Origin of the sequence: Gordonia caeni (assembly GCF_039537105.1) — a bacterium.
GTDB lineage: Bacteria > Actinomycetota > Actinomycetes > Mycobacteriales > Mycobacteriaceae > Gordonia > Gordonia caeni.
Genome location: NZ_BAAAZW010000007.1, coordinates 161,143 through 180,415, shown reverse-complemented (window position 1 = coordinate 180,415; position 19,273 = coordinate 161,143). Strand labels below are relative to the sequence as shown.

Below are 19,273 nucleotides of genomic sequence, written 5' to 3'. Positions count from 1 at the left end.
TTCGGTCTTCTCTCGAATGTGTCGGGGTGTGGGACGGGCGGGTCCGGCGGTGCGCCGGCGTCAGTCGTCGCTGGGGTTCTCGTCGTGCTTGAGATGGTCGATCTCGGCCTGCACGTGGCGCAGTTCGCGACGTCCCACCAGGGCCATCACCACCACCATGACCAGCACCGCGGCGATCGCGATCACCAGCGCCAGCATCTCCATGGTCTGCGCCAGCCACCAGATCACCGGGATCGCCAGGATCAGGACCAGTGCGGCCGCACCGAGCGAGCGCGCGACCATCCGCCCGAACGAGAACTCGTCGGCGGCACGACTCTCGCCGCGACTCACAGCGTAGCCACCCAGTTCGCGAGCAACCGGGCACCCACGTCACCGGACTTCTCCGGATGGAACTGGGTGGCCCACAGCGGTCCGTTCTCCACGGCGGCCAGGAACGGGCCGCCGTAGTCGGTCCAGGTGAGCTTCGGCGCGGTCAGCGGCGAACCGTCGCTGTCCATCTCCCATTCCTGCGCGGCATAGGAGTGCACGAAGTAGAAGCGGGCGTCGGAGTCGATCCCGGCGAACATCGCCGAGTCCGCCGGGGCGTCGACGGTGTTCCAGCCCATGTGCGGCAGCACCGGAGCGCCCAGCCGGGTGACCGCGCCGGGCCATTCCGCACAGCCCTGCGACTGCACGCCGAACTCCACCCCTTCGGCGAACAGCACCTGCATGCCCACGCAGATGCCCAGCACGGGCCGACCGCCGGCCAGGCGCCGCCCGATGATCCGGTCCCCACGCACGGCGCGCAGCCCCTCCATGCACGCGGCGAACGCCCCCACGCCGGGGACCAGCAATCCGTCCGCGTCCAGCGCGGTCTGGAAGTCGGTGGTCACCTCCACGTCGGCACCGGCCCGCTCCAAGGCACGCTGGGCCGAGCGGACGTTGCCCGAGCCGTAGTCCAGCAGCACCACGCCGGGCGTGCGGCCCGCGGTGGCCGCCCCTGTCACAGAGCACCCTTCGTCGACGGGATGCCGGTGATCCGCGGGTCGGGTTCGACGGCGGCACGCAGCGCGCGGGCCACGGCCTTGAATTCGGCCTCGGTGATGTGGTGCGGGTCGCGGCCGTACAGCACGCGCACGTGCAGGGCGATCCGGGCGTTGAGCGCCAGCGACTCCCACACGTGCTGGTTGATCACCGTGGCGTACGAGGTGACCGGGCCGGCGTCGGCGCCTCCCGAGTAGCCGCCGATGATCGAGGTCAGCATGTGCTCGGGTTCGCCGGTGAAGACGCAGTACGGCCGGCCGGAGACGTCGACGATCGCCTGGGCGAGGGTCTCGTCCATCGGGATCCAGGCGTCGCCGAAGCGGCGGATGCCGCGCTTGTCGCCCAGGGCCTCCGCGACGGCCTGACCGAGCACGATCATGGTGTCCTCGACCGTGTGGTGGGCCTCGATCTCGATGTCGCCGACCGCGCGCACGGTCAGGTCGAAGCCGCCGTGCGCCCCGAAGGCGGTCAGCATGTGGTCGAAGAACGGCACCCGGGTGGAGATCTCGGTGACGCCGGTGCCGTCGAGGTCGATCTCGACCACGATCGACGACTCGCGGGTGGTGCGTTCGACGCGGGCGATGCGGCTCATGAGGTGGCCTTTCGGTCGGAGTCGGTGTCGGATCCGGCCCGCCTCCCGGCAACCCCGGGGGCGGGGGCCAGTGCGCGGCTGACATCGAGGAAGACGTCGTTCTCTGCGGGCAGACCAATCGTCGCACGCAGGCGTCCGGGGATGCCCACATCGCGGATCAGCACACCGTGGTCGAGATAACGCTGCCAGACGGCGGGCGCATCGGCGAACTCGCCGAACAGGATGAAGTTGGCGTCGGAGGCGACCACGTCGTAGCCCATCGCGGTGAGCGCGGCGGACACCCGTTTGCGTTCGGCGACGATGGCGGCGACGCCGGCCAGGGTCTCCGAGCTGTGCCGCAGTGCCACGCGCGCGGCGGCCTGGGTGAGCACCGACAGGTGGTACGGCAGCCGAACCAGCAGCAGCGCGTCGATCATCGCCGGCGCCGCAGCCAGATAGCCGAGGCGTCCGCCGGCGAAGGCGAAGGCCTTGCTCATGGTGCGGCTGACGATCACCTTGGCCGGGTACTCGTCGATCAGCGCGACCGCGCTCGGCCGGTCGGAGAACTCCCCGTAAGCCTCGTCGACGATCACGATGCCGGGGGCGGCGGCGAGGATGGCGCGCAGATCGTCCAGGGACACCGATCCGCCGGTCGGATTGTTGGGCGAGGTGACGAACACGACGTCGGGCGCCAGCTCGGTGATCTGGGCGACCGCGTCGTCGACGTCCAGGCCGAAGCCGGCGGTGCGTGCGGCTTCGCGCCACGTGGTCTGGGTGCCGTCGGAGATGATCGGGTGCATCGAGTACGACGGAGTGAACCCCAGCGCGGTGCGGCCGGGTCCGCCGAAGGCCTGCAGGATCTGCTGCAGGATCTCGTTGGAACCGTTTGCGGCCCAGAGGTTCTCCGGCGACAGCTGCACGCCGGTCGCCGCCGTCAAGTAGTCCGCGAGATCTGTGCGCAGAGCCGTCGCATCCCGGTCGGGATAGCGGTGCAGCGCCGCCGCGCAGTCCGCCACGGCCGCGGCGATGTCGTCCACCAGCGCCGGGCTCGGCGGGTGCGGGTTCTCGTTGGTGTTGAGCACCACCGAGACCGGCAGTTGCGGGGCCCCGTACGGGCTCTTGCCGCGCAGGCTGTCGCGCAGCGGCAGATCGTCCAGACGCACGCCGCTGCCCGGGACGGTCACCGGCCGGCCTCGAAGCGCACGGTCACGGCGTCGCCGTGGGCGGGCAGGTCTTCGGCGCGGGCGAGCGTCACCACCTTGTCGGCGACACCGGCGAGGGCGTCCCGGTCGTAGTCGATCACGTGCACGCCGCGCAGGAAGGTCTGCACCGACAGACCCGAGGCGTAGCGCGCCGATCCGGAGGTGGGCAGCACGTGGTTGGAGCCGGCGCAGTAGTCGCCGAGACTCACCGGCGAGTAGGTGCCGACGAAGATCGCACCGGCACTGGTCACCCGATCGGCCACCGCCTGCGCGTCACGGGTCTGGATCTCCAGGTGCTCGGCGGCGTAGGCGTCCACCACGCGCAGGCCTTCGTCGATGTCGTCCACCAGGACGATCCCCGACTGCGGGCCGCCCAGCGCGGTCGTGACGCGCTCGGTGTGCTTGGTGGCGGCCGCCTGTTCGGCGACCTCGGCGTCGACCGCGTCGGCCAGCGCCTCGCTGTCGGTCACCAGCACGGAGGCGGCGAGCACGTCGTGCTCGGCCTGGCTGATCAGGTCGGCGGCGATCACCGCTGGATCGGCGGTCTCGTCGGCGAGAACGGCGATCTCGGTGGGGCCGGCTTCGGAGTCGATGCCGACCACGCCGCGCACCAGCCGCTTGGCGGCGGTGACGTAGATGTTGCCGGGCCCGGTGATCAGGTCCACCGGATCCAGGTTCTCCCCCGTCGTGTCCGTGCCGCCGTAGGCGAGCAGGGCTACGCCCTGGGCTCCGCCGACGGCCCACACCTCGTCGACGCCCAGCAGCGCGCACGCGGCGAGGATCGTCGGATGCGGCCAGCCGCCGAAGTCCGCCTGGGCGGGCGAGGCGACCACCAGCGAGGCGACCCCGGCCTCCTGCGCGGGCACCACGTTCATCACCACCGACGACGGGTAGACGGCGTTGCCGCCCGGAACATACAGACCGACGCGGCGCACCGGGATCCACTTCTCGGCGACGGTGCCGCCGGGGACCACCTGGGTCACGGTGGACTGGCGGCGCTGGTCGGCGTGCACCAGGCGCGCGCGGCCGATGGCCTCCTCCAGTGCGTCGGCGACGCCGGGATCCAGGTCGGCCCGGGCCTGCGCGATCACCGCGGCGGGGACACGCACCGAGGCCGGCCGGACCTTGTCGAACTTCTCGGTGTAGTCAAGGGCCGCGGGGGCGCCGTGCTCGGCGATCGCCTCCACCACCGGCGTGACCACCGGCAGGACGGAGTTGATGTCGGTGCCTCCGCGCGGCAGGGCACGACGCAGCTGACTCAGCGTGACGTCGGCACCGCGCAGATCGGTTCTGGCGAGCATGGAGTGAATCCTCAGTTGACTTGGCTTCGAGATGTTCACCATCCAGGATATGCGGTCTCCGCTACTCCTTTACGCCCGCCACCGCCGAGGAGACGTGCATCGCAGGCCCCGCCGGGCGCCGGCCACGGTGTGATCCCGGCCGAGCACGCCCACGTAGGCTGGGTCGGTGGCCACGCGTCTGATCACCCTGCAGGTTCTGCTCGAGGAGATCGATCCGCCGATCACCCGCGAGCTGCAGGTCGAGGACGACCTGACGCTGGCCGATCTGCACGCCGCCCTCCAGATCGTCTTCGGCTGGCGCGAGCAGCATCTGCACCTGTACCGCGACACCGGTCGTCCCGGCCCGGGAACACGCTACTGGGGCGACGCACATCAGCTGGCCGACAGGGATCTCGACGGACTGCGGCCGGAGTCGGCGGTGACGATCGCCGAGGCGCTGGCCGATGGACCGCTCTGGTACGAGTACGACTTCGGCGACGGATGGACCCACCGGATCGACGCCTCCGCCCCGGCGACGGCGATCGGCGACCGGCCGCCGGTCACACTGCTCGGCGGGCGAGGCCGCGGTCCCATCGAGGATTCCGGCGGGCCTCGGGGATACACCGAGAAGCTCGCCGTACTCGCCGATCCCGATCACCCGGACCACGCGAGGCTCATCGAGTGGGCGGCCCGCGTCACCGGCCCCTGGTTTCCGCCCGCCGCCGACTCGTTCGACGTCGAGGCGATCCAGGCCGAGCTGGACGGCTGGTTCGCCTATCGGGCGGACGAGCGCGACCCGTACGACCTCTCCGGGCTGGTGCTGGCCGACGATCTGCGCGGTCCCGGCGATCTGCGGCCGGATGCCCTGCTCGCCGACTTCGCCGCGTACCTGCCCGCCGCCATCCGATCGGAGTTCCGCCAGTACGTCCGGCGCACCGGGCTCCTGCGTCCGGTCCGGGTCGACGACCGGGTCCGCGAGCAACTCGTCGCGCCGTTCGCCTGGCTGCTCGACGCGGTCGGTCCCGACGGTCTCGAACTGTCGCCGGCCGGCCGGCTCCCTCCCGCCGTCGTGGACGAGGGCATGACCGTCCTGAACTGGCACGACACCCGGACGGGAAACGGCGACCGGGAGGAGCGAACGCTTCCGATCCGCACCCTGCGAGAGGCGGCGACACGGCTCGGCCTGATCCGGAAGCTGCACGGCACGCTGGTCCGGACGGCATACGGGAAGCGCGCCGCGACCGGCACCGGGGAGCTGTGGGACGCCCTGACCGGGCGGATCCTCGAGAAGCTCTCCCCCGGCGCACAGCTCGCCGCGACGGCTCTGCTGATCACCTATGCCGACGGCCGCGAGCAGCCGGAGACGTTCGACGACGAGCGCTGGCGGGAGGTGGCGTTCGCCCTCGACGTGTGCGGCTGGGTTCCCGGCGACAAGTCGGCGAGCTTCGACTCCTGGCGGATCAACGACATCGTCGCTCCGGTCCAGGGCGTGGTGAACTCGCTCGGCTCGACCCGGGGGTCGACCGGGTGGCCGCCGCACCGGCCGGATCCGCATCTCGCCGACTTCGCCTGCGCCGTGTTGCACGGCCCCGCCGCGATCCGTATCGGCGAGGCCGGCCGCCGGCGCTGACCGGTCATCGCTCAGGAGTGTCTTTTCGCCGCTTTCGCCTGCATCGGCGTACCGGACCGGCCAAGCTGAAACAGTCAGATTCACACCGCTGATCAGCAAGGGGGGACCATCGTGTCCGATTCCACTTTCACCGCCGCCGTCGTCACCCAGTTCGGGGAGCCGCTCGAAGTTCAGGAGCTGGAGCTGCCCGAACCCGGTCCCGGACAGGTATTGGTCAAACTCCTGACTTCCGGCGTCTGCCACACCGATCTGCACGCCGCCCACGGCGACTGGCCGGTCAAGCCGGCGCCGCCCTTCGTTCCCGGACACGAGGGCTGCGGCACCGTCGTCGCCGTCGGCCCCGGCGTCACGGACATCGAGGTGGGCGAACTGGTCGGCAATGCCTGGCTGTGGTCGGCGTGCGGTGTCTGCGAGTACTGCCGCAGCGGCTGGGAGACCCTGTGCGAGGGCCAGCAGAACGGCGGCTACTCCATCGACGGCTCGTTCGGCACGTACATGCTGGTCGACGCCCGGTTCGCGGCCCGTATCCCGGACGGCGTCGACCTGGTGGAAGTGGCCCCGATCCTGTGTGCGGGCGTCACCGTCTACAAGGGCCTCAAGGTCTCCGAGACCCGGCCCGGGCAGTGGATGGTGATCTCCGGAATCGGCGGACTCGGGCACGTCGCCGTCCAGTACGCCAAGGCGATGGGCATGCGCGTGGTGGCCGTGGACGTGGCCCCGGACAAGCTGGAACTCGCCCTGAAGCTGGGCGCGGAGGCCGCGGTCAACGCCGCCGAGGTCGACGACGTGGCCGCCGCAGTGGTCGAGGCCACCGGCGGGGGTGCGCACGGGATCCTGGTGACCGCGGTGCACCCGCAGGCCTTCGGTCAGGCGATCGGCATGGCCCGCCGCGGCGGCACCATCGTCTTCGTCGGCCTGCCGCCCGGCGACTTCCCCGCCCCGATCTTCGAGGTGGTCCTCAAGGGCCTGACCATCCGCGGTTCCATCGTCGGTACCCGGCAGGACATGGCCGAGGCGCTGGACTTCTTCGCGCGCGGCCTGATCAAGCCGACCGTCAGCACCGCGAACCTGGACGAGATCAACGACGTCTTCGCTCGCATGGAGGCCGGCGAGATCGACGGCCGCGTGGTGATCGACTACCGCTGACGGATCACTCGTCCCCAGCAGCCCGGCGGCACGTCATCGTCGCATCGGCGTGTGCGCGATCCCGTCTTCCAAGAACTCGGGGCCGCTGACCCGGTAACCGAAGCGTTCGTACATATCGACCAGATGGGATTGCGCGTCCAGCACACTGGCCCGCGTCCCGATCTCGTCGAGCGCGGCGCGCATGAGTTGCGCGGTCAGGCCTCTGCCACGCGCGGCTTCGGCCGTGCACACCCGGCCGATGCGGTACTCCCAGTCACCGCCGGGCAGATCGTCACGAAGCAATCGCAGAGTGGCGAGCACGTCGCCGTCGTCGTCGGAGATCCAGAAATGCACGGTCTCGCGATCCAGGTCCCGGCCGTCGAGTTCGGGATACGGGCACTGCTGTTCGACCACGAAGACGTCGACGCGCAACGCGAGGATCCGGTAGAGGGTGACCGGGTCGAGTACAGCGGTGGTCGACTTGTGCACGATCGCCGATGTTAGTCGGATGCACGCTGCTCGCAGAGACAGCGACCCGGGCGAACTACCAGTCCAGGCCGAGGTCGAGGACGGTGACCGAGTGGGTCAGTGCGCCCACGGCCAGATAGTCGACGCCGGTGCGGGCGTAGTCCAGCGCCACGTCGAGGGTGAGGCCGCCGGAGGATTCGAGCTTGGTGTCCGGCGAGTGCTTGTCGCGGCGCTGGACGGCCATCTGGGTGGCCCACGGCTCGAAGTTGTCGAGCAGCACCAGCTGTGGCTTGAGCGCGAGCACCTCGTCGAGCTGATTGAGCGAATCGACCTCCACCTCGACCGGAAGGTCCGGCGCCACCGCGCGGACCGCTTCGAGGGCGGCGGCGACCCCGCCGGCGGCGACCACGTGGTTGTCCTTGATCAGCGCGGCATCGCCCAGGCCCATCCTGTGGTTCACGCCGCCGCCGGCCCGGACTGCGTACTTCTGCAGAAAACGCATCCCGGGCAGCGTCTTGCGCGAGTCCCGGATCTGCGCGCCGGTGCCGTCGACCGCCGCGACCCATTCCGCGGTGGTGGTGGCGATGCCGGACAGATGGCACAGCAAGTTGAGCGCGGTGCGCTCGGCGGTCAGCAGGGACGTCGCCGGGGCGCGCAGCGCGAGTACCGTCTGGCCCGGCTGCACGGCCGAGCCGTCGGCCGACTCCTCGCTCACCGTGTAGTTGCCGGAGCCGATCACCAGGTCGAACACGGCCCGCACCACCGGCATCCCGGCGAGCACGCCGGCAGCACGGCTGACGATCCGGGCGTCGGCCACCGCGTCGGCCGGAACGGTCGCCAGCGTGGTGACGTCCGGGCCGTAGCGCAGGTCCTCGTCGAGCGCGGTGGAGATGAGCGCCAGGAGTTCCTCGGTGACGACGAAGTCGAGCGATTCCGCCGCCGCGGACTGTCCGACGAACGGGCCGCTCACCGAATCACTCACCGCCGCCGGGATTGCCGATCGCGATCATCCGCTGCACGCTGAGCCGCGCCCGCTCGGCCACGTCCGGGGCCACGTGCACCTCGTCGCGCCCCTCGGTGAGGCAGCGCAGCAGTGCGGCCGGGGTGATCATCTTCATGTAGGGGCAGGCCGCCCGGGAGTTCACCGGCTGGAAGTCGACGTCGGGAGCGGCCTTGCGCAGCTGGTGCAGCATGCCCACCTCAGTCGCGACCAGCACCTGCGACGCCTTGGTCTCGCGCGCCGCGTCGATCATGCCGCCGGTGGAGAGGATCTTGACCCGGTCCTCGGGCACCGCACCCTCACCGGCCAGATACAGCGCCGACGTGGCGCAACCGCACTCGGGGTGGATGAACAGGTCGGCGTCCGGGTGACTGTCGGACTGGGCGGTCAGCTCGTCGCCGTTGATGCCGGCGTGCACGTGGCATTCGCCGGCCCAGATCTGGATGTTGTCGCGGCCCGTCTCGCGCTTCACGTGCGCGCCCAGGAACTGGTCCGGCAGGAACAGCACCTCGGTGTCCGGGTCGATCGAGGCGACCACGTCGACCGCGTTCGACGAGGTGCAGCAGATGTCGGTCAGCCCCTTCACCTCGGCCGTGGTGTTCACGTACGAGACCACCATCGCGTCGGGGAACTCGGCCTTCCAGGCCCGCAGGTCGTCGGCGGTGATGGAGTCGGCGAGCGAACAGCCCGCCCGCTCGTCCGGGATCAACACGCGCTTGTCCGGGCTCAGGATCTTGGCGGTCTCGGCCATGAAGTGCACGCCGCAGAAGATGATCTCGTCGGCCTCCACCTCCGCGGCGATGCGCGACAGGGCCAGCGAGTCGCCGACGTGATCGGCGATGTCCTGGATGGGCGGCAGCTGGTAGTTGTGCGCCAGGATGACGGCGTTGCGGGCCTCGGCCAGGCGCTTGATCTCGTCGGCCCACTCCTGCGTGGGCTCCACGCCGCCGTAGGCAGCCGGGATGCCCGTGCGCGGATCGGGCATGCCGAGATCGGTCTCGGTCCGGGTGATCACGGTTCCTGTGGTCATGGCGACTGCACTCCCATCGCAGCGACACCGGAGGCGGGCTGGCCCCCGGAAGGGTTTTCGACCGGCGGTCGAAAACTACCCTGTCATCGTAACACCGGCCGTCGCGGGACCATTCCCGCGCGGGCGCCGGACCGCCGTTCGCACTATAGAGGGCCGACCGGGGCCGGGTTCGCCCCAGTCCTGTGCGGCGGCCCGGCGACCCAGACTCCCGGCGACCTAGACTCATGGCCATGGCGACGTCCACACCCGTCGAGGTGCTCAGCGCGGTCTTTCAGGTCCGCGAGCCGGTCGACGGCCGCGCCACTCTGCACGTGCTGCTGCAGCGGAGCGGTGCCGCCGAGCCGTGGGCGCTGCCCGGCGGCGACATCGGCGACCGCGAGACCCTGGCGGCAGCGGCGCGCCGTCACCTGGGTACGCAGTGCGGCCTCACCCGGGTGGCCCACCTGGAGCAGTTGTCGGTGTTCTCCGCCCCCGAGCGGATCCCCGGGACCCGGACCATCGCGTCGACCTACCTGGGTCTGGTTCCGCGGGACGTGCCGGCCGAACCGGAGACGATGGACATCGACTCCCCCGCCGCGGCGAGCTGGTTCGACGTCGACGGTCTTCCGCCCCTCGCCTACGACCACGCCGAGGTGATCGAACTGGCCCGCGGCCGGCTGGCGGCGAAGCTGTCGTACACCAATCTGGCCTTCGCCCTCGCCCCGAGCCGATTCGCCATGTCGGAGCTGTCCGAGATCTACGGCGCGGCCCTGGGCCACCACGTCGATGCGACCAACCTGTTGCGCGTGCTCTCCCGCCGCGGGGTGGTGGTCGCCACCGGAACCCTCGGACGGACCGGCCGCACCGGCGGGCGGCCCCCGGCGCTGTACACGTTCGCCGACGATGAGCTGGTGGTCACCGACGAGTTCGCCACGCTCCGTCCGCCCCCGTGACCTGCTCGACGTCCCCGGGCTGCTCGACGTCCCCGGCCTGCTCGAAGCCATCGGCCGGCTCCACCGTTTCGGGCCGGCCGCGCGTCCAGGCGCGATCACCGGCGCCGGCGGCGCAGATCAGAAAGGCCAGCGCCGCTGTTCCCGGGGCGCAGATCAGCAACAGCCACGGCATCTCGATCGAACGCCACCCGGTGTCCGACAGCCACAGGCTCTCGACGACGCGGTAGGTGCCCGCCTGCTGCGGATCGACGCCGGGATACAGCCGGCCGGCGACGGCCTCGCCCACCTCGAGGCCGATCCCGGAAGCCACCAGCGCGACCAGCACCCCGTAGCCCACTCCGATCGGCCCGCGGACCCCCGGGGCCGCGAACCAGACGGTGAGGCCGCACACCAGGCCGAGGACCAGCGCCGTCAGGGCGAAGGTGGCCGGTCCGCCGAACAGGTGGGCGGACTCCTCGGGAGGTATGGCCATCCCGCGATCGGTGACGGTCACTTCGGCGGTGGGCGTGAGGTAGGCCCACAGCACCCCGGAAAGCACACCGAGGAGCAACAGCACCAGGACCGAGATCAACGGCGTCCACCGGGCGCGCCGCCCGCTGCGCGCCACGGTGTCGGCGGGCGCGGCGGTCATCGCCGGCCCAGTTCCACCGAGTCGAGGGTCCCGTGCCGCGAGCATCGCGCCGCCCAGCCGTCCGGGCGCACCTGGACCACCATGCGGCGCCCGCACTGCCCGCAGTAGCGCGGCGGTTCCAGACCGAGTCGCGCCGCCGCGGGCACCGCGTCGGGCGCCTGCAGCTCCAGCTCGATGCCGGTGTACACCCCGTAGCGGAGCGGCGGCTCCAGCGGTCCCCGCACCGTCGTCATCGGTTCTCCTTTTTCGGCACGCACCTCGATCGGGTACGACGTCACCGACGCTACAGGGTGTCGTTGAGGACCTTGATCGGCATGCTGAGGTCGTCCAGGAGGTCCAGATCGTCCTCGGCGGGCCGGCCCAGGGTGGTCAGGTAGTTGCCGACGATGACCGCGTTGATGCCGCCCAGAATGCCCTGCTTGGCACCGAGATCGCCGAGGGTGATCTCCCGGCCGCCGGCGAACCGCAGGATGGTGCGCGGGAGCGCGAGACGGAACGCGGCGACAGCGGTGAGCGCCTCGGAGGCCGGGAGCACGTCGAGGTCGCCGAAGGGGGTGCCGGGACGCGGGTTGAGGAAGTTCAGCGGTACCTCGTCGGGGTTCAGGGTCGCCAGTTCGGCGGCGAACTCGGCACGCTGCTCGACGGTCTCCCCCATGCCCAGGATGCCGCCGCAGCAGACCTCCATTCCGGCTTCGCGCACCATGCGCAGGGTGCTCCAGCGCTCGTCGTAGGTGTGGGTGGTGACCACGTTCGGGAAGTGACTCCGCGCGGTCTCCAGGTTGTGGTTGTAGCGGTGCACGCCCATGTCGCGCAGCTGGTCCACCTGCTCCTGGGTGAGCATGCCGAGGCTGCAGGCGATCTGGATGTCCACCTCGTTGCGGATGGCCTCGATACCGGCGGCCACCTGGGTCATCAGGCGCTGGTCCGGGCCGCGGACGGCCGCGACGATGCAGAACTCGGTGGCACCGCTCTTCGCGGTCTGCTTGGCGGCCTCGACCAGCGACGGGATGTCGATCCAGGCGCTGCGCACCGGGGAGGCGAAGAGGCCGGACTGGCTGCAGAAGTGGCAGTCCTCGGGGCAGCCACCGGTCTTCAGCGAGATGATCCCCTCCACCTCGACCTCGGGCCCGCACCAGCGCAGCCGGACGTCGTGGGCCAGCTGCAGGAGTTCGGTCAGGCGGTCCTCGGGCAGGCGCAGCACCTCGAGCAGCTGCTCGTAGCCCAGCGGTTCACCGCGTTCGAGGACTTGTTCGCGGGCGACCGCGAGGATGTCGCCGGCCGCCGGATTCTGTCCGGTGACGGGGGATTCGGTGGATGTGGTCACGCAATTCTCCTTCTCATGATGCGTGCGGCGCCGGCTCGGGCCAGAGCGGCGGGCCGGTCAGCCAGGTCGGTGCCTGCGCCGCGAAGTCGGCGGGGCGCAGCCGTCCGGCCCCGGCGGGGACGGCGGCCAGGACAGGTACCCCGGTGAGCCGGGGCAGGTCGTCGGCATTGCAGGTCATCGCCAGTTCGGGGGCTGCGGGCCAGGAACCCAGGATCAGCCCCGCCACCGCGCAGCCGGCGGACCGCAGGGCGGCGACGGTCAGTTCGGTGTGGTTGAGGGTGCCCAGGCCCGGATCGGTGACCACGACGACGGGGGCGTCGAGCGCGGCGGCGACGTCGATGACGGTCAGCTCCGGCGCCAGCCGGACCAGCACGCCGCCGGCGCCTTCGACCAGCACCAGGTCGGCTTCGCGGCGCAGGCCGTCGACCGCCGCGACGATCGTGTCCAGCTCCACGTACGGCTCGCCCGCGCGGCGCGCGGCGGTCTCCGGTGCGAGCGGCTCGGCGTACCTCACGACCTCGGCGGTGGGCAGCTCGCCGGCCAGGGCGATCACCGCGGCGAGGTCGCCGGGCTCGTCGGGGCCGACTCCGGTCTGGGCGGGCTTGCACACCGCGACCCGCAGGCCGGCGGCGCGGGCGGCGGCCGCCAGGGCGGCCACTGCCACGGTCTTGCCGACATCCGTCGAGGTGCCGGTGACGACGAGTACGGTCATCGCACCCCCACCCGGGTCAGCGCCTCGTCCACCACGCCGGCCACGGTGGCGAGCGTGCGGTCATCGAGGTCGGCGCGGACCGTCACCCGCAGCCGCGACGTACCCGCCGGGACCGACGGCGGCCGGAAGCAGCCGACCAGGACGCCGCGATCGCGGCACTGGGCCGCCGCCGCGACGGCGTCGACGGGGTCGCCGACGATCAGCGAGACCACGGCCGACTGCGGTTCGGCGGCGCCGACGGCGCCGGCGAAGGAGGCGACCGATCGCCGGAGGCGCTGCGGCAGCGCCGGATCGGCGCGCAGAACTCCGAGCGCGGCGTGCGCGGCGCCCACCGCTGCCGGGGCGAGTCCGGTGTCGAAGATGAAGGTGCGGGCCCGGTCGATGAGGTGGTCGCGCAGCAGCGCCGGTCCGGCGACGATGCCGCCCTGCGCGCCGAGCGACTTGGAGGCGACCGTCGTCACCACTAGTCCGGGCCGCCCGGACAGGCCGCACTCGGCGACCACACCGCGCCCGCCCGGACCTCTCACCCCGAGGGCGTGCGCCTCGTCGACCAGCAGGGTGGCCCCGAGATCACTTGCGGCGCTGTAGAGCTCGGCGATCGGGGCGCATTCGCCGTCGATGCTGTAGATCGAGTCGGTGACCACCAGGGCCCTGGTCTCGCTGCGTGCGGCGAGTTCCCGGCGCACGGCGGCGACGTCGCCGCGCTCCACCACCACCACGCGGGCGCGGGACAGTCGGCAGCCGTCGATCAGCGAGGCGTGGGTGCCGGTGTCACTGACGATCAGGTCGCCGCGCCCCGCGAGGGCGGTGACGGCACCGATGTTCGCGAGATAGCCGGACGAGAAGGCCAGTGCCGCCGGGGTTCCCAGGAAGTCGGCGATGTCGTCTTCGAAGTCGATGTGCGCCTGCGTGGTGCCGACCACCAGCCGCGACGAGGTGGAGCCGGCCCCCCACTCGGCGACCGCACGCTGGGCGGCGGCGATCACGGCGGGATGGGTGGCGAGTCCGAGGTAGTCGTTGGAGGCGAGATTGACCTCCGCGGTGTCACGACGGCGGGCCGGCGGACTCCGGTGGAGTCCCGCGGCGGCGATGGCGGCGGCCTCGTCGGCCAGCCAGGCCAGCGGGTCGGCGGCCGCGGACTGGGAACCTGCACGCAGATGGGCGGAATCGAGACTCATGCGCTCACCGCCTCGCGCGATACGGTCGCGGCCAGGCCTGCCCGGGCCGCGGACACCATGGCCGCGGCGATGCGGTCGACCTCGCCGGAGGTGCAGATGTACGGCGGCATCGCGTAGATCAGGTTCCGGAACGGCCGCAGCCACACGCCCTGGGCCAGTGCGGCATCGGTGGCGGCGACCATGTCCACGTCGCGGTCGAGTTCGATCACCCCGATCGCGCCGAGCGTCCGGACCTCGGCCACCCCCGGCGTGCCGTCCAGTGCGCCGAGCCCGGCCGTCAGGCGCTCCCCGATCATCTCGACTTGTGCGCGCCAGGCGCCGTCGTCGAGCAGGCTCAGCGAGGCGGCGGCGACGGCGCAGGCGAGCGGATTGGCCATGAAGGTGGGGCCGTGCGCGAGCCCACCGGCCTCGCCGGCGCTGATCACGTGGGCGATCGTGTCGGTGGTGAGGGTGGCGGCCAGCGTCAGGTAGCCGCCGGTGAGCGCCTTTCCCAGACACAGGATGTCGGGGCTGACGCCGGCGTGGTCCACCGCGAACAGCTCGCCGGTGCGGCCGAAACCGGTGGCGATCTCGTCGCAGATCAGCAGGACGTCGTGCGCGTCGCAGAGCCGGCGCAGCTCCCGAATCAGCCGCGGGTCGTGAAAGCGCATGCCGCCGGCGCCCTGAACCACCGGTTCGACGATCACCGCGGCCAGTTCATCGGCGTGCCGGCTCAGGGCACGGTCCAGCAGCGCCACGTATTCGGGGTCGAAGTCGCGCGGCGGGGCCTCGACGAACACCTGCTCGGCGAGCACCCCGCGCCACATCGCGTGCATGCCGCCGTCGGGGTCGCAGACGCTCATCGGAGCGAAGGTGTCGCCGTGGTAGCCGCCGCGCCAGGTCAGCAGGCGGCGCTTGTCCGGGCGACCGAGACTGCGCTGATACTGGATCGCCATCTTGACCGCGACCTCCACCGAGACCGAGCCGGAGTCGGCGAAGAAGACCTTGGTCAGCGGTTGCGGGGTGAGCTCGACCAGCTTGGCCGCCAGCGCCGCGGCCGGCTCGTGGGTCAGTCCGCCGAACATCACGTGGGCCATCGACGAGAGCTGGCGCCGCACCGCGGCGTCGAGGACCGGGTGCGCGTAACCGTGCACGGCGGCCCACCAGGAACTCATGCCGTCGATCACCTCGGTGCCGTCGCCCAGTGTCAGCCGGACGCCGGCGCAGGAGGTGACCACCCGCGGCACGGTGGAGGCGGGAAAGCCGCCGTACGGGTGCCAGACGTGTTCGGCGTCGATGCGGGCGATCTCGGCGGGATCCACGGGCACTCCTCCTTCCGGCGCTGCGGGCCGGCAGCGGGTTTCCTGAACACCGTACAGGAGCGCCTGTACGGCGTACAGGAGCGGCGCGGGCTAGGGTGTCGGCGTGGCCAATACGCGAGAGGACATCCTGCACGCCGCCCGCGGCATCCTGGCCGAGCACAGCCTCGCCGACCTGACGATGCGGCGACTGGCGACCGAAGTGGGCGTGCGGCCCAATGCGCTCTACTGGCACTTCGCCGACAAGCAGACGATGCTCGCGGCACTGGCCGACGACCTGCTGGCTGGTGTCGCCGTGCGCGACGACCTCGCCTGGGACGCGGCCCTCGCCGCCATGGCGGTGGACATGCGCGGCGCACTGCTGGCCGTCCCCGACAGCGCCGAGGTGGTGTCCTCGGCCCGCGCCTCGGGCCTGGCCACCGGCGACGTCACCGAGCGGTTCGCTGCTCTCGCGTCGGCCGGCGGACTGCCGGGCACCGCCGCCCGCGGCATCGCCACCGCACTCTGCCAGCTGATCATCGGCCTGACCATCGAAGAGCAGACCCGCGCCCAGATGGAGCGGCTCGGCGTCACCGGCCCCTCCGGACGCGACTACACCGCAGAGTTCACCGAGGCGCTCGAGGTGATCCTGGACGGTGCCCGCACCGCGCGGACCGCGTCCGGAGCCGCGATCACCCCGGCCGGTGAGCGGTAACATTCGGCGATGACCGCCATCCCGATCGAGCCGATCGCGACCTACCGGGTGCAGCTGACGCCCGAGTTCGCCTTCGCCGAGGTCGTCGGCATCCTCGATCAACTGGTCGACCTGGGCATCTCGCACCTGTATCTGTCACCGATCCTGGGTGCGATGCCCGGCTCCGAGCACGGCTACGACTGGGCGCCGCCGGCGCGCATCGCCGCGGAACTGGGCGGCCTCGACGGCTACCGGCTTCTGCGCGAGCACGCTCGCGCCGTCGGCATCGGGATCATCGTCGACATCGTCCCCAACCACGTCGGCATCGGCGTCCCACTCCACAACACCTGGTGGACCGACGTGCTGCGGAACGGCCTCGGGTCGCAGTACACCGGCTACTTCGACCTGCACCCGGTGACCGTCGAGGGGGTCGCCGACGTGATCGTGCTGCCCTACCTCGGCGACGCCGACGCCCTGACCGAACTCCGTCTGGATCCCGACGGCAATCTGCGCCTGCACGAATGGGTGCTGCCCACCGCACCGGGTTCGGCCGCCCCGGGCGACGACCCGATCGCCGTCCTGGAACGCCAGCACTACCGGCTGGTGCCCTCGCGCAACAGCATTCTGAGTTACCGGCGCTTCATGGACATCAGCGAACTGGCCGCGCTGCGCCCCGAGATCCCGGAAGTCTTCGAGGCCACCCACGGCTGGCTGCGCTACATGGTCGCCGAGGACCTGCTCGACGGTGTGCGCGTGGACCATCTCGACGGCCTGCGGGATCCGGCGGGCTACCTCGACACGCTGCGCGAGCTCGTCGGTCCGCGGCGGCTGATCTACGTCGAGAAGGGACTGGCGGTCGGCGAGCGGCTCGACGACACCCTGCCGGTGAACGGCACCACCGGCTACGACCAGTTGCAGCTGATCGAAGCGGCCTTCACCGCCCCACCGGGGATCATCGAGCTCGACGAGATCTACCGCTGGGTGACCGGCATGCACGGCGACGGCGACCAGCTCGCGGCACTTGCCCGGCAACTGCGCGAGGACACCATGCGCGGCCGCTTCGCCACCCGACTGCGCTGGGCCGGCTCGGCGGTCGCCGCCGCAGCCCCCTCGGTGCCGCTGTACCAGGTGGAGCAGGCGGTGGCCGGTTTCGTCATCGCCCTGACGGTGAGCCGTCCGGACTATCCGCACCTGCTTCCGGGCACCCTCGCCACCATCGAAGCCGCACGCGGCGAACTACCCAGCGCCAGTGCGGGTTTCGATTCGCTCGCCACCGTCTTCTCCCACCCGGACGACTACCCCGAGGCCGTCTTCCGGGTCAGCGAGCTCGCAGCCGTGGTGGCCGCCAAGGCGATCGAGGACATCGGCTTCCACCGCACCGCCCGCCTGGTGTCCACCCAGGAGATCGGCTGCAACCCTCGCCATCCGTCGATCGGCCGACCGGACTTCCATGAGCGCAATCGCTGCCGTGCGCGCACCTGGCCGCTCGCCCTGACCGCCACGTCGACGCACGACACCAAACGCAGCGGCGACGTCCGCGCCCGGATCGCGATCATCGCGCAGGTCCCTCAGCGCTGGAACATCCTGGTCCGCCGGATCTGGCGAGAGTGTCCGCCCCCGCATGAGCGCACCGCGTATCTGCTGCTGCAGAACGTGATCGGTGTGTGGCCGGAGGACGGCCCGCCGGGCCTGGAATTGCACGCGCGGCTGGCCGCCTACACCGCCAAGGCGATGCGCGAAGCGGCACTGGTCACGTCGTGGGCCGAGCGCAACCTGGATGCCGAGCAGGAGACGCAGGACTGGCTGAGCAGCCTGCTCGCCGGGCGGCCGGCGGAGCTCATCACCGAGTTCGTCGCACTCATCAGCGACGCCGGCCGCGCGGAATCCCTCGCCCGCAAGGCGGTCGCCCTGCTCGGCCCCGGTGTGCCCGACATCTACCAGGGCACCCAATGGTGGGACGACTCGCTCACCGACCCGGACAACCGCCGCCTCGTCGACTACGACCGCAGCCTGGACCACCCCAAGGCGCGACTGATCGCCGAGGCGCTCGCCGTCCGCCGCCGCCATCCGGGGGCCTTCGGCACCGCGGGAACCTACTGGGAGGTCTCCTGCCGCGGCGCGCGGGCGCGGCATCTTCTGGCCTTCGCGCGTGGCCTGCGCGGCGCCGCCCCCACGGTGGTGGTGGTCGCCGCGCGGATGACGCAGACCTTCCGGCCCGGGGCCGACCGCGAGGAAGCAGCGGTCGACCTGCCCGGCGGCCGATGGTGCGATGTACGCACCGGCGAGGAGTGGAGCGGCCAGGTCCGCACCGATCTGCTGCTCGGCGACCGTCCGGTCGCGATCCTCGAACGCGCCGCCGGCGATTCCGGCGACAGCGCCGACCGTGCCGCGGCGGATCAGCCCGCGGGAGCGCCCTCGGGTGCTGCGGGCTCAGGTGCGGCCGGTGCGGGCGCGCCGCCCTGAGGAACCATGGGCGACTCACCCTGACCACCGGACACGGTGGTGCCCTGCTGCGGGATCATCTGTCCCACCAGCCATGTGCCGTCTTCCTTGACCAGGTCGAGCTGCAGCAGCACGATCTGCTGTCCTCCGGCCGGCTCGGCGGCGCTGGTGCCCGACAGGGTGGCGCCGACCACCGTGGTGGCCGTGGTCGCGGTGAAGGACTCCACGGTCACCGCCGTGACGTCCACCTTCATGTTCGCGAACTTGGCCTCCTGGACCATCTTGACGGTGGTCTCGGCGTCGGTCTTCACCCGTTCGCGGGCTTCACCGGTGGTCAGCGGTACGATCGTCGCCTGAATCGCCTCCGGAGTGGCGTTCTCGGCCATCATCGAGTCGAAGTAGGTGGTCACGAACGACGACGACGCCGCTTTCGACTCGTCGAAGGCGGCGAGGGTGCGCGACTTCGCGATCACCTGCCAGGCCAGCAGGCCGATGGCGACCAGGCCCGCGATCACCAGCAGCGCCGCGGCCGCGCGCAGCAGCCCGCGGGACGTGATGGTGAATTCGCGTCCGCCGGACCCGGTCTTGCTCGCCCCGGTCGTGCTCGCCCCGTCGTCAGCGGACGCCCGTTTGGCGGCCTTGGCGGCCACGCCGCTCGGGGCGGCGGAGTCCGGCGTGGCGGAGCTCACCTTGTCGGTGGCCGTCTCGGTGGGGTCGTCCGGTCCAGTGGAGTCAGAGCTCATACGTCCTTCAT

General features: G+C 71.4%; 20 protein-coding genes. 5 read left to right on the top strand and 15 right to left on the bottom strand.

Features of this window, described 5'->3' with window-relative positions:
- Positions 1 to 60: 60 nt before the first annotated feature.
- Genes ABD732_RS13190 through hisD form a run of 5 tightly spaced genes read right to left on the bottom strand, consistent with a single transcriptional unit; the run spans position 61 to position 4,097 of the window.
- On the bottom strand, positions 61 to 330 hold the full coding sequence (locus ABD732_RS13190; protein WP_344784421.1) for a hypothetical protein: 270 nt from the start codon (positions 328 to 330) through the stop codon (positions 61 to 63).
- Positions 327 to 986, bottom strand: a complete 660-nt coding sequence (hisH, locus tag ABD732_RS13185; protein ID WP_344784419.1) for an imidazole glycerol phosphate synthase subunit HisH — start codon at positions 984 to 986, stop codon at positions 327 to 329. The genes ABD732_RS13190 and hisH overlap by 4 nt, the downstream gene beginning before the upstream one ends.
- A complete protein-coding gene (hisB, locus tag ABD732_RS13180) occupies positions 983 to 1,615 on the bottom strand; it encodes an imidazoleglycerol-phosphate dehydratase HisB (protein ID WP_344784417.1) in 633 nt (210 codons plus the stop codon). Before hisB ends, hisH begins: the two co-directional genes overlap by 4 nt.
- Entirely contained in the window at positions 1,612 to 2,778 is a 1,167-nt protein-coding gene (locus tag ABD732_RS13175; RefSeq protein WP_344784415.1) for a histidinol-phosphate transaminase, read from the bottom strand. Before ABD732_RS13175 ends, hisB begins: the two co-directional genes overlap by 4 nt.
- Complete coding sequence (gene hisD / locus ABD732_RS13170; RefSeq protein ID WP_344784413.1) at positions 2,775 to 4,097, bottom strand: histidinol dehydrogenase; 1,323 nt, start codon at positions 4,095 to 4,097, stop codon at positions 2,775 to 2,777. Before hisD ends, ABD732_RS13175 begins: the two co-directional genes overlap by 4 nt.
- 166 nt (positions 4,098 to 4,263) lie before the next feature.
- Between hisD and ABD732_RS13165 the strand changes: the two genes are divergently transcribed.
- Positions 4,264 to 5,706, top strand: a complete 1,443-nt coding sequence (locus tag ABD732_RS13165) for a plasmid pRiA4b ORF-3 family protein (RefSeq protein WP_344784411.1) — start codon at positions 4,264 to 4,266, stop codon at positions 5,704 to 5,706.
- A 111-nt stretch (positions 5,707 to 5,817) separates the two neighbouring features.
- Entirely contained in the window at positions 5,818 to 6,852 is a 1,035-nt protein-coding gene (adhP, locus tag ABD732_RS13160; RefSeq protein WP_344784409.1) for an alcohol dehydrogenase AdhP, read from the top strand.
- A gap of 33 nt (positions 6,853 to 6,885) precedes the next feature.
- On the opposite strand, the gene ABD732_RS13155 is transcribed toward adhP, so the two are convergent.
- Genes ABD732_RS13155 through nadA form a run of 3 tightly spaced genes read right to left on the bottom strand, consistent with a single transcriptional unit; the run spans position 6,886 to position 9,284 of the window.
- A complete protein-coding gene (locus ABD732_RS13155; protein ID WP_344784407.1) occupies positions 6,886 to 7,320 on the bottom strand; it encodes a GNAT family N-acetyltransferase in 435 nt (144 codons plus the stop codon).
- Between the two features lie 55 nt (positions 7,321 to 7,375).
- Positions 7,376 to 8,269, bottom strand: a complete 894-nt coding sequence (gene nadC / locus ABD732_RS13150; protein WP_344784579.1) for a carboxylating nicotinate-nucleotide diphosphorylase — start codon at positions 8,267 to 8,269, stop codon at positions 7,376 to 7,378.
- Positions 8,270 to 8,273: 4 nt separating this feature from the next.
- On the bottom strand, positions 8,274 to 9,284 hold the full coding sequence (gene nadA / locus ABD732_RS13145; protein WP_344784577.1) for a quinolinate synthase NadA: 1,011 nt from the start codon (positions 9,282 to 9,284) through the stop codon (positions 8,274 to 8,276).
- 275 nt (positions 9,285 to 9,559) lie between these two features.
- Here nadA and ABD732_RS13140 point away from each other — a divergent pair, with 275 nt between their 5' ends.
- A complete protein-coding gene (locus ABD732_RS13140) occupies positions 9,560 to 10,261 on the top strand; it encodes an NUDIX hydrolase (RefSeq protein ID WP_344784405.1) in 702 nt (233 codons plus the stop codon).
- Here the strand turns inward: ABD732_RS13140 and ABD732_RS13135 are convergent.
- From ABD732_RS13135 to ABD732_RS13110, 6 genes are read right to left on the bottom strand one after another with little or no spacing between them, the layout of a single operon-like run.
- Entirely contained in the window at positions 10,224 to 10,892 is a 669-nt protein-coding gene (locus ABD732_RS13135; RefSeq protein WP_344784403.1) for a DUF2567 domain-containing protein, read from the bottom strand. The two genes, ABD732_RS13140 and ABD732_RS13135, sit on opposite strands and share 38 nt — an antisense overlap.
- The gene (gene bsaP / locus ABD732_RS13130; protein WP_344784401.1) at positions 10,889 to 11,125 is read right to left on the bottom strand and encodes a biotin synthase auxiliary protein BsaP; all 237 of its coding nucleotides are present in this window, start codon (positions 11,123 to 11,125) and stop codon (positions 10,889 to 10,891) included. The genes ABD732_RS13135 and bsaP overlap by 4 nt, the downstream gene beginning before the upstream one ends.
- A 50-nt stretch (positions 11,126 to 11,175) precedes the next feature.
- Entirely contained in the window at positions 11,176 to 12,216 is a 1,041-nt protein-coding gene (bioB, locus tag ABD732_RS13125) for a biotin synthase BioB (protein ID WP_344784399.1), read from the bottom strand.
- A 13-nt stretch (positions 12,217 to 12,229) separates the two neighbouring features.
- Positions 12,230 to 12,928 carry a dethiobiotin synthase gene (gene bioD, locus ABD732_RS13120; RefSeq protein ID WP_344784397.1) on the bottom strand — a complete coding sequence of 233 codons (699 nt, stop codon included), beginning with the start codon at positions 12,926 to 12,928 and terminating at the stop codon, positions 12,230 to 12,232.
- Positions 12,925 to 14,106: an 8-amino-7-oxononanoate synthase gene (locus ABD732_RS13115; protein ID WP_344784395.1), complete on the bottom strand. Its 1,182-nt coding sequence runs from the start codon at positions 14,104 to 14,106 to the stop codon at positions 12,925 to 12,927. Before ABD732_RS13115 ends, bioD begins: the two co-directional genes overlap by 4 nt.
- A complete protein-coding gene (locus ABD732_RS13110) occupies positions 14,103 to 15,407 on the bottom strand; it encodes an adenosylmethionine--8-amino-7-oxononanoate transaminase (protein ID WP_344784393.1) in 1,305 nt (434 codons plus the stop codon). The genes ABD732_RS13115 and ABD732_RS13110 overlap by 4 nt, the downstream gene beginning before the upstream one ends.
- A gap of 103 nt (positions 15,408 to 15,510) precedes the next feature.
- Here ABD732_RS13110 and ABD732_RS13105 point away from each other — a divergent pair, with 103 nt between their 5' ends.
- Together ABD732_RS13105 and treY are read left to right on the top strand one after the other, a co-directional pair.
- Positions 15,511 to 16,098 (top strand): TetR/AcrR family transcriptional regulator, encoded by a 588-nt coding sequence (locus ABD732_RS13105; protein ID WP_344784391.1) that lies wholly within the window; start codon positions 15,511 to 15,513, stop codon positions 16,096 to 16,098.
- Between the two features lie 9 nt (positions 16,099 to 16,107).
- Positions 16,108 to 18,540: a malto-oligosyltrehalose synthase gene (gene treY, locus ABD732_RS13100; protein WP_344784389.1), complete on the top strand. Its 2,433-nt coding sequence runs from the start codon at positions 16,108 to 16,110 to the stop codon at positions 18,538 to 18,540.
- On the opposite strand, the gene ABD732_RS13095 is transcribed toward treY, so the two are convergent.
- Positions 18,474 to 19,262: a hypothetical protein gene (locus ABD732_RS13095; protein ID WP_344784387.1), complete on the bottom strand. Its 789-nt coding sequence runs from the start codon at positions 19,260 to 19,262 to the stop codon at positions 18,474 to 18,476. The genes treY and ABD732_RS13095 overlap by 67 nt on opposite strands.
- Positions 19,263 to 19,273: the final 11 nt, after the last annotated feature.

What these genes read in the sequence shown, in the direction of transcription:
- ABD732_RS13135 (WP_344784403.1), bottom strand. Translation starts at nt 10,892, where the DNA reads ATGACCGCCGCGCCCGCCGACACCGTGGCGCGCAGCGGGCGGCGCGCC.
- hisB (WP_344784417.1), bottom strand. Translation starts at nt 1,615, where the DNA reads ATGAGCCGCATCGCCCGCGTCGAACGCACCACCCGCGAGTCGTCGATC.
- ABD732_RS13115 (WP_344784395.1), bottom strand. Translation starts at nt 14,106, where the DNA reads ATGAGTCTCGATTCCGCCCATCTGCGTGCAGGTTCCCAGTCCGCGGCC.
- ABD732_RS13140 (WP_344784405.1), top strand. Translation starts at nt 9,560, where the DNA reads ATGGCGACGTCCACACCCGTCGAGGTGCTCAGCGCGGTCTTTCAGGTC.
- ABD732_RS13095 (WP_344784387.1), bottom strand. Translation starts at nt 19,262, where the DNA reads ATGAGCTCTGACTCCACTGGACCGGACGACCCCACCGAGACGGCCACC.
- treY (WP_344784389.1), top strand. Translation starts at nt 16,108, where the DNA reads ATGACCGCCATCCCGATCGAGCCGATCGCGACCTACCGGGTGCAGCTG.
- bsaP (WP_344784401.1), bottom strand. Translation starts at nt 11,125, where the DNA reads ATGACGACGGTGCGGGGACCGCTGGAGCCGCCGCTCCGCTACGGGGTG.
- bioD (WP_344784397.1), bottom strand. Translation starts at nt 12,928, where the DNA reads ATGACCGTACTCGTCGTCACCGGCACCTCGACGGATGTCGGCAAGACC.
- hisD (WP_344784413.1), bottom strand. Translation starts at nt 4,097, where the DNA reads ATGCTCGCCAGAACCGATCTGCGCGGTGCCGACGTCACGCTGAGTCAG.
- nadA (WP_344784577.1), bottom strand. Translation starts at nt 9,284, where the DNA reads ATGCCCGATCCGCGCACGGGCATCCCGGCTGCCTACGGCGGCGTGGAG.